The sequence below is a fragment of the Moritella sp. genome (assembly GCF_033791185.1).
GTDB lineage: Bacteria > Pseudomonadota > Gammaproteobacteria > Enterobacterales > Moritellaceae > Moritella.
In genome coordinates, this window is sequence record NZ_JASJHF010000230.1 from 1 (window position 1) to 3,121 (window position 3,121).

At 42.4% G+C, this 3,121-nt stretch carries 2 protein-coding genes and 1 pseudogene; all 3 read right to left on the reverse strand.

Translation table 11 applies throughout. From position 1 onward, the window contains the following. A partial coding sequence (locus QNK26_RS13625; protein ID WP_319223848.1) for a hypothetical protein occupies window positions 1–1,162 on the reverse strand: 1,162 nt, incomplete at its 3' end. Beyond that, window positions 1,159–2,859 carry a VWA domain-containing protein gene (locus QNK26_RS13630; RefSeq protein WP_319223851.1) on the reverse strand — a complete coding sequence of 567 codons (1,701 nt, stop codon included), beginning with the start codon at window positions 2,857–2,859 and terminating at the stop codon, window positions 1,159–1,161. The genes QNK26_RS13630 and QNK26_RS13625, both read right to left, overlap by 4 nt. After that, window positions 2,859–3,121: pseudogene (locus tag QNK26_RS13635) on the reverse strand (aerotolerance regulator BatA); the annotation flags it as partial. The pseudogene QNK26_RS13635 and the gene QNK26_RS13630, both read right to left, overlap by 1 nt.

Sequence of the window (3,121 nt, forward strand, 5' to 3'; positions counted from 1 at the left end):
GCGACAATGGATCAGCACGACAGGATCCTCTAGATCCAGGCTGGCGAAATTGCACATTGCCACTGCATTTATAGTGCTGATTGTATAAATCCCGCGTGCACAACGACCATTGTTGACGATAAACATTAACCATAAACATTAACCAATAAGGCAGTTTCGCATGCTGATATTGTCGCCATAAACGGTGGCCTATATAAATAACTAGTCCCCCTATAATAAGACAACTTAATATCCACATCTGATAAGCACGAACAAAACTAGCAGGCGTATGCTGTACCAACCATTGCCCGCTAGGCACGGCTAGAGGCTGCAAAGTCTGTGTTTCGGTGTTCCACCACAACAGGCTTAATGCGGGTAAATCTAATTGGCCATTTTTCTGAATAATATAAGTGTGGGTTATGCTTTTATAGGCGTAAAAGCCATCACGATTTTGGCTATCTTGCGCGTTATCTTTATCACGATAAGATTGCACATGCTCAGATTGAAAAGGAGCAAAGTCAGGCAACAACATAATACTGGTATCTCTGCCCGCTATCGTCACTGTACGCGTGATAGCATCCCCGACTTTCAATTCACTATCCGGTTCAATATTCCACACTTGGCTAAACGTCAACTCCGGTGCTGCAACCCAATTTACATCTTGGCTTAATCGAGCATCAGGCAAAGCCACATTAAAGCTCAGCGGCGTAGTGAGTAGATGACCCGTTACTTTTTTTCCCGTCGCACTGGCAATACTTACACTCACCGGTATAGCTGGCACGATATATTCACCACTCAGTTGCGGATAAAGTGTTAATTGCCACTCCTGTATTGACCAAGTGATGCCTTTTTCACGTTGAGCATAATTATTCGCTAATTTATTACGTTGTAACACTAAGCTGTTATCGACACTAAACGGACTAATATAGGTTCCCGCCGCAAACCAACGATCGGTTTTTACCTGAATATATAAATCAACTTGCTGGCGAGGGGCAAACCCAGCGCTAAGCGTACTAGCAGAGTTAAGACTGCCGTCAATATTTTCTGACGCGGGTTCGATCCATGCCTTAATTTGTAATTTATTTTGCTGTAACAAATCTTGCACAGTCGTCGCTTGCGCAACATTAACGATACCAGCCTGCAAAACCAAGCAACAAATAACCGTATAAATAAATCGCATCATGATCCTACCTGCGCTTGCAATTGTTGAGAAAACTTAGTCTTGATAAAACGTTCAGGATCGCCTTGTACACGCTTCATCCATGCTTGATTAAGCGCGTCATCTTGCAATAATTGTTCGGCGTTATAACTTTCCTTGATGAGCTGATCTTGCCTCAGCATTTTCTCGGCACCATCGCTTGTTTGTGGTTGGTCACCTAATTCTTTTGATGCCTCGTTCTCGTTATCTGTTTGGCTTTCACTCATGCGATTAATATCATCAATAATCTTCTGCACTATCGCTAAATTATGCGCCGCTTGCAGATAGTCCGGATGTTCTTTTACTATCTGCTTAAACAAATTTCGAGCCGCGATATACTCACGTGATTGCGCCAAGGCACTCGCTGCTCCAAATTGTGCGATGGGGTTATCTACCCGCATAAAATAGCGACGAGCGAGGTCAAATTCTTCGGCAAAATAATAGGCAGAGGCTTTCCACATAAGATCATCAAAACGCACTGCTGCTTGTGCATAGTCCCCGCGGTTAAAATAATATTGTCCTTGCTGATCGGCTGTCATCCATAAGTCAGCAAAACGCCATTTTGGTTGTAGACCCTCTTTGACTGAATTTGTCATCTGCTCAGAGGCTGCGTTAGCCAATACTGGCGGGGCAGGAAGATAAGTTAAAGCAAATAAGAGTAATACCGACTGCAGGCTCCAATTAATAGTCCAACCACGACGGAACCACAGCAAAAATAATAGCGCTAATAAAAACACTAAGTTGTAGCCCATATCAGCCCAGGGTTGAACGTTGTCATTACTCAGTAACATAAATTGCTGAATATTAGCTTGTATCCATTCAACATCGCTATTATCTCCAGATATAGACTGATAGTAACCACTTGCATTTTTTGCTAACGATTTTAATGCATCTGCGTCAAAAGGGACTGATACAGCTTGCTCACTATTCCCGACTCCTAAGACTAATAACAAGGGGCGGCTTTGCTGTGAATTTAAATTGGAATCAGCATTAGTGGTATTTGTATTAATAGAGGCATTAAAATAATCAACAAAGCGTGCTTTTGTATCACTGCCTAATCCATCAGTAATCAGTAGTACAGACCCCGGATTACCTTTGCTGCGCTCAGCAGCCAACAATGCATCTATATTCGCTAAACTATATTCAGCAAACTTGCCCTGTCGTGGCATGATCTTAGGCGATACCGCTTGCAATAATGGCGTAAAAATAGCGTTATCGCGGGTTAATGCCATCGCGGTATGTGCACTGCCAGCATAAACCACCAGCGCAGTACTGCCACCTTCACGTAGTGCCAATAAATCACTTATTTTTTGTTTTGCCCTAACCAGTCGACTCGGTTGAATATCTTGTTGCAACATAGATTCAGATACATCTAAAACAATCACCAACGGCGCGGTATCCTCACCAAAAGGCGAGGCTTGGCGTAACCAACTCGGTCCTGCCGCAATGATAATGGCCAGTACGACGAGAAAGCCCCATAATTTTAACGGTAATAGTTTTTTCCAACCTTGCTCACCAACGGTTAATGCCGCTAATAAGTGTGGTGGAAAATCTTTAAGCCCAGCTTCCTGTGATTTTTTTTGCTGAAAATTAATCACGAAAAATAAAACAAATGGCACAAAAGCCAATAACCATAATGGTCGTATAAAATGAAAGTTTTGCCATATAATGGAAAAGTACATTAATCCTCCCCGCGCTTATTCAACAACAAATCACGTTTAGATGGTTGCTTGCTAAGATAGTAACTACGCCATATAACTAAGCTGTAAAGAATAAAGTAAATGCTAATTGCCAAGGCGATAGGAGCATAGTGAACACTTACTTTAGGTTGATAGCTAAAACTAGCAAACTGACTCGGTTCTAACGTGCTAATTTCCGCATAAACACGATTTAGCTCGACAGAAGAGATTGCCTGAAAAGCTTGCCCACCGGTGATTTCAGCAA

What these genes read in the sequence shown, in the direction of transcription:
- QNK26_RS13630 (WP_319223851.1), bottom strand. Translation starts at nt 2,859, where the DNA reads ATGTACTTTTCCATTATATGGCAAAACTTTCATTTTATACGACCATTA.